Source organism: Geobacter sp. PheSNFMC (assembly GCF_059620965.1).
Genome location: NZ_JCAMRN010000112.1, coordinates 1 through 5953, shown reverse-complemented (window position 1 = coordinate 5953; position 5953 = coordinate 1). Strand labels below are relative to the sequence as shown.

Sequence of the window (5953 nt, the reverse complement as noted above, 5' to 3'; positions counted from 1 at the left end):
CCGCTCATCCACCTAATTGGAACACTTCTTCCCGCCCCTCGAAACCGTAACAGGCCTTCAAGGTTGGCAACATCCCCCAGCACCGTGTTATGTGTTGTTCAGCTTTTTACCGAGGCGGCACCGCAACGCCTTGCCTCTCGGAAAACTACCGATGGCACCACGCGGATATAGATCAACTCGCCAACCAGTTCCACCAGTGTCTGGGTCACGATGACGGCTGGCACCACAACCCACGTGTCCGGCAAGGCCAGCGCAAGGGGAAGCACGACCAATGAATTGCGGGTTCCGCTACTGAAAATCAGTGCTCTTCCCGCCTGTGTGTCCAGGCGGAACGCACAGGCCACCAGGCGGCTGAGAACCGGCATGACGGCCATGAATGCGATGTAGATCGGGATGACGTGCACTACCAGGGAGAGATGCTCTCCGATTCTGCCCAGTTGAGAGGCCACAGCGAGCAGGAGAGTCAGCGCCATGAACGGCACGGGTATCCACGCCGTTACCTCAAGCCAGAGTGCGCCGCTACGCCGGCGCTTGGCCCAGAACTCGGTTGTCAGAGCCAGGCCGAGAGGCAAAACGATGAGAAGGAAAAATGCCTGCAGAAACGGGTCAGCGCTCATTACCCGTGCCGCCTCGTCCCCCATGAAAAGCCACAGATACACGGGCAGCAGGAGCATCTGGGCGAGGAGCAGCAAGGGCGTCGAGGCAAGAACGAGCCGGGCGTTTCCGCGACCGAGGTGGGTAAAGATAATGACGTAGTCAATGCAGGGCGTGAGCAGAACGAGATACACTCCGAGCAGTAACGGTGGGGATTGAGGCAACAGGCGCGACAACAACCAGACGAGCACGGGAACGACGATGAAATTGACCGTCAGCAACGCTGCCGTGAAACGCCGATTCGCGAATGCCTCACGCAGGTGAAGGAATGGAATCTGGGCAAACATGCCATAGAGCAGCACCGCCAGAACAGAGGTGATTGCAGACTCTAGGCGTGCGCCGAAGGCGGGGCGCCACAGCCCAAGCCCCGCCCCGACAGCCAAGGCAGCGACGTATAGCCAGATTTGGTTCTCTTCGAGGCGCTCTCTAGACACTGTGCCTTCCTGAAGCGCTCAACTCCCGCCATTGAACGGTTCATGCGCGTGCGTACGTGAACCGCTGACCTACCCGAATGCACTATTATCCGGCAAAAAACCCCTTCCCACCGGCTACTCACGCCGCATTCAGCATAAAATCCACATGCACCGCATCAAAGGGGAAGACGATCAGACCTTCCTCGGTTTTCTGCAGTATCCCGGCGTTGAGCAGCACGTGCACATCGGTATGGACCGCCTTCACATCCCTTTTCATCCGGCGCGCCGCCTCGCGGATCGTCATGGGCCCCGCGCCGGTCATGATTTTAAGCAGGTCCCAGCGTTTGCCCGAAATGACCTTGAACAGGAGTTCCGGCGAATCGAAGCTGATGACATCCCCCTGAGGTTCGCCTTCGAATGCCCGCAAGAATCTTTGACTAATTTTTTCGCGGGAAGAGATTTCCAGTGTTACGGTACGCATATCAGGACCTCCATTCGTCCACATCCTTCCAGAAATCGTCCAGCAGATCCTGTGGTGTGGTGAAACGATACGGTAGTTCTTTTTCGCCAATGTGCTTGTGATCGCCCTTGCCGGCCTCATTGTCATAACGTAGCGCGCACAGGCCACCGACAATAAAGGCCAGGCGGTACTTGAAAGAATGGGCGCTGCCGGAAAGGGGCGACGGCACACGCCACACCACCATCTCAACAAACGCATTGTCAGATAGGATATGACGTTCGTTCAGCAAGAGCGTTGCATTCATGTTGGAGAGAATAACAACAGCGTCATATGTTGTCAAGATTGACAACACAGAACATTTTCGCCTCACCTCCTCCGCAGCACATTGAGCCGTCGGCCGGCGTCGAGGACGATTCCCTCCGGTGTGCGGTGGCGGGCTAGGAAGGCCCGCACCTCCTGTTGATATGCTGCGGGTTGTTCGGCAAAGCCGGGGAGTTTGGGACGCCGCTAAGGCACGTAGTTGATTTGTTGACTAATCCTCCGCGACTCAACTACGTCCCCGTAGACTTCCCGCGTTAGATGTGGGGCCTGAGCTTACTCTTGCCTGACTATATCGACCGAAATCTCTATCGCCGGAATAGTTCCTCTGTTCTCAAGCCAGTGAGTGGTGTTCCTGTCCTCGGGCCAGCCCACTCCCGGGCCATAGTCCGTAGCGACTCCATTTCGATGGTCAGTGATCGTTCCTTGCAGTATGTAGACGGTGCCTGGCCTGTCTTTATGGTCATGAATCGGGCCGAAGACGCCTCCTGGTTCGATAGTCACCATACGCATCCGAAGTTGGCGCCCTGCCATGCCCTCAATTTCAGGGCCAAGGTCAACCGTTGCAAGTACCTTCACCGTGACACCTTTCGTCTCTGGTGCCGCCAGTTCGTTGTCCATTGTATTCTCCCCTCTGTCCTACGGCATGGGGGTCTGCTAGGGAGCTCGGCGGAAACAGCAGCACCCGAGAGGTGGAACATTCCTTTGCTTGTAAATGTGAACGTACGAAGGGCGCCCCCATGCCTCTTCCAAGCCCATCCTCAAGCCGGCTTGATGTTCTGGTTCATCCGGAAGAAGTTCGCGGGATCGTACTTCTTCTTGAGCTCCACCAACCGGTTGTACGTCGTGCCGTAGGCAAACTCCACGCGGCCACCCTCGTCCTGGGTGAGAAAGTTGACGTACGCGCCCTCACTGGCGAACGGCTGTGACGTGGAGAAGAATTCGCGCGCCCATGCGATGCAGCGATCATCGTCGTCGGCCGACTCCCAACGACAGTGCACGTTCATCACGTAATTGGCGTCCCGGCTCGAATAGGCCATCGTCTCGGGCGCAACGCGTGTCGTCTGGGCGCCGATTGTGCCGATGAATATCTCGGTCTGGGCCGTCGGCAGCGCGCCGGCGTATTTGATGACAGTGTCGATCAGGCCGTCACTGAGCTGCACCAGGTTGTGCGACTTCCAGTAGTTGCGCGAACCCGGCGTCAGGAGAGGATCGAACGCCTTCTCCCAAGCGGTGAACGGCTGCACCCCGACGTGTTCGCCGAGCACCATCCCGAACGAGCGCAGCGGCGCGATGAGCTTCATCCCCGCGGCGGGGTCATCTGTGTAGAAGATGGCGAGCGCGACGATCTCTTTCCCGTGGACGTCGGCAGGCAGGAAAGGGAGCGGCGGCGCCTTTCGGGTAATCATCCAGACGTTGAGCTCGTCCGGCATCGTCTCGGTGAAGCGGGCAAACTGCGTGATCACGTGCTTCGCCTGGTCGAACGGGAAGACGATGAGCCCGCTCAGCACATCCGGCCCCACTGGATAGAGTTGGAACTCGAAGCTGGTGACGATGCCGAAGTTTCCGCCGCCGCCGCGCAGCCCCCAGAACAGGTCGGCATTCTCCGAATCGCTGGTGTGTACCAGCCTGCCGTCAGCCGTGACGACATCCGCCGAGAGGAGGCTGTCGACGGTCATGCCGTACTTCCGGCTCAACCAGCCGAAACCGCCGCCAAGCGTCAGGCCGGCCACCCCCGTAGTCGAGTTTATGCCCAGGGGCGCGGCAAGGCCATGCGCCTGCGCGGCCGCGTCGAAGTCGGCCAGGGTGCAGCCGGGCTCGACGGTCGCCCGGCGGGCAACAGGGTCCACCCGGACGCTCTTCATCAGCGAAAGATCAATCATCAGGCCGCCATCGCAGACGGCATTGCCAGCGATGTTGTGCCCGCCGCCGCGAATCGATACGAGGAGGCTGTGCTCGCGGGCGAATCCCACTGCGGTGATGACGTCTTCAGGCGAAACACAGCGGGCGATCATCGCGGGTCTGCGGTCAATCATGGCGTTCCAAATCTGGCGCGTCTCGTCGTAGCTCGTGTCGCCCGGCAACAGCAGTGGGCCCCGCAGCCGTGTCCTCAAAGAGTCGATCGTGTCCGGTTTCAGCTCGATCTCGCCACCATTCAACGTTTTCGCCTTCATGTTGGCCTCCCAGTGAGTGTCTTTTCGACTTCTGTCTTTGCTGTATCACGCGACGAACGGGGCTCGGCATGACCTGCGCGGCAGGTTATTTCCTGCCGCGTCAGCGTCTATGCCGGGGTTGGGCGTTAACGTTTCTAGCACCCTACAAACCTACGCCCCATAACCCCCCATGGTTCGCACTGTAAACCATCTTTTGTCAGCATTGCTCCATCCCGTCTGTCCGTAAACAAGTCTACTGCACATGCCATGCGATCAATTAAAGATCTACGGGTTGCATCGGGGAGCTCTTCCCACCAGTCAGGCATCATAAAGACATTTTCAATGTGCTGAAAAAGCAACCTTAAAATGGCAGGCGCTAAATCCTCATCCGGTATATTGTGTAAACTCCTAACGAAGGGAAGACAAGAACCATCGCACTGTTGCAGCCATGAGAGAACAACATATCCATGCCCACCACTCGCGAATGATGAAACTGTCACAACATCGGGTGTACCTTTATGCATAGCAACATCCTGAAGCTTTACCCCTTGGAAGTCCTCTTCGGGAAAGAATCCACCGCTACCCATAACCGGCGGAGGTCCCTGCAAGGCGATTATGTAAGCTCGCACGTCACGAAAGTCGCTTGAGCAAAGTATTTCGTCAAACTTCATCTTATAGATCTTTGAGTCCCGGACGCCCGCATTCGCACCAATTTCCAGTGCGTTGACAAAGGACTGGATTTCTAACTGCTGATTGAGTGGCCGACCTTTATCTATTTGTCTTCTCAAGCCAGAGAGTGATGCCATCCCGTGCTTTGTGTAGTACTCCCGGGCTTGTGCTCGGTAAGCCAACAGGAAACACTGCTCAGCCGTTCCAACAAAATCTGTTTTTTCGATAGGTGCAAATATAGCATCGTCGTGAACTGTGCAGAACCCAGTGAAAGTAGATGCTCGGTTTATGCCTATTAACTCTGGTACAAGCCTGCCTTGATTCCTATCCAAGTTTTCAAACGAAGGAATGAATCCGTAGACATGACCATCTCTAGCAATGGTTTGCAGACTTGAGCTCCTTGGAACTGTGTGTGCCCGGGCAATCTTTTTACTGCAGACATGGGTTTTTGCACTCGGAGCTGAGCAAGTTTCTCGTGAGAAAGCTTGGCGTAACTCTTTTGCTGCTTCGTACCTCTTTATAGGTTCTTGTTCATGACGCCCGAGGTGGCACTTTTTGTACTTGATGCCAGAGCCACACCAGCATGGGTCGTTTCGGCCTATTTTGTTAGACATAATACACTTCCAGTTTCATATGCTCGCATCACAAGTATTCGGTTCCAGCATGATGGGTTGCAGGTTTTCTATCTTCGGCTCGCTCAACTGGCATGGCTTTGACCCGCCGGTCCTTGGGCGGGTCGTAAGCCTTGTTGAACCTCCGAAGAGGTCATATGTAAAAGGCGATCTGATCAAGGGTAAGAATTGCCTGCAAAGCACGACACATTGTGTAGCTATCGGGTTTGGCTGCACCATGTCCAACGGCATGGCGTGATCCAGCTGTTCCATTCTCTGTATTTGGGTCGAAATATGCGAAGGTATGAGTTGTTAAGTACTTTCCGAATGCTGCTGTAAAGAATAGTGTGTCCGCCTGTCCAACCTTACGTTCTGCTGATTTTATCGCAAATTCGAGCAATTCCTTTATCTTGGCTCCCTTGCCATGGACCTTCTTATAAGCGTCGTTGATGATGCCTTCAATTTCAGTCAACAAAATCTTGATTACTGCAACAGGCTCTCCAGCAAGATAGGCATTAACTGCCGTCCTGAGCAGTGGCTCCCTTTCAGAGAAGTTTGGCTTTTGGACCCACCTATCAAGCATGCGTCCGAGCCGTTTCTCGTCGAACTTTGAACAAATTCCTGTCTCAGACTCTGTCAACTCAAATCCCGACTCAATGCAGCCGATAAGCTCTT

Annotated in this window: 7 protein-coding genes; all 7 read right to left on the bottom strand. The window is 55.7% G+C overall.

Going from position 1 to position 5953, the window contains the following annotated elements; translation table 11 throughout:
* Positions 1-98: 98 nt before the first annotated feature.
* Entirely contained in the window at positions 99-1088 is a 990-nt protein-coding gene (locus AC6CDK_RS17470) for an arsenic resistance protein (protein WP_192905946.1), read from the bottom strand.
* Positions 1089-1206: 118 nt separating this feature from the next.
* Positions 1207-1572 (bottom strand): HVO_A0114 family putative DNA-binding protein, encoded by a 366-nt coding sequence (locus tag AC6CDK_RS17465; RefSeq protein ID WP_226048542.1) that lies wholly within the window; start codon positions 1570-1572, stop codon positions 1207-1209.
* Positions 1550-1867, bottom strand: coding sequence for a toxin-antitoxin system TumE family protein (locus AC6CDK_RS17460; protein WP_226048541.1), 318 nt, complete (start codon positions 1865-1867; stop codon positions 1550-1552). The genes AC6CDK_RS17465 and AC6CDK_RS17460 overlap by 23 nt, the downstream gene beginning before the upstream one ends.
* A 254-nt stretch (positions 1868-2121) precedes the next feature.
* Positions 2122-2466, bottom strand: a complete 345-nt coding sequence (locus tag AC6CDK_RS17455) for a cupin domain-containing protein (protein ID WP_192905945.1) — start codon at positions 2464-2466, stop codon at positions 2122-2124.
* A gap of 140 nt (positions 2467-2606) precedes the next feature.
* On the bottom strand, positions 2607-4019 hold the full coding sequence (locus AC6CDK_RS17450) for an FAD-binding oxidoreductase (RefSeq protein ID WP_192905944.1): 1413 nt from the start codon (positions 4017-4019) through the stop codon (positions 2607-2609).
* 134 nt (positions 4020-4153) lie between these two features.
* Positions 4154-5281 (bottom strand): YecA family protein, encoded by a 1128-nt coding sequence (locus AC6CDK_RS17445; RefSeq protein WP_192905943.1) that lies wholly within the window; start codon positions 5279-5281, stop codon positions 4154-4156.
* 151 nt (positions 5282-5432) lie between these two features.
* Positions 5433-5953, bottom strand: a 521-nt coding sequence (locus tag AC6CDK_RS17440; protein WP_496639941.1) for a hypothetical protein, incomplete at its 5' end; no start/stop codon positions are given.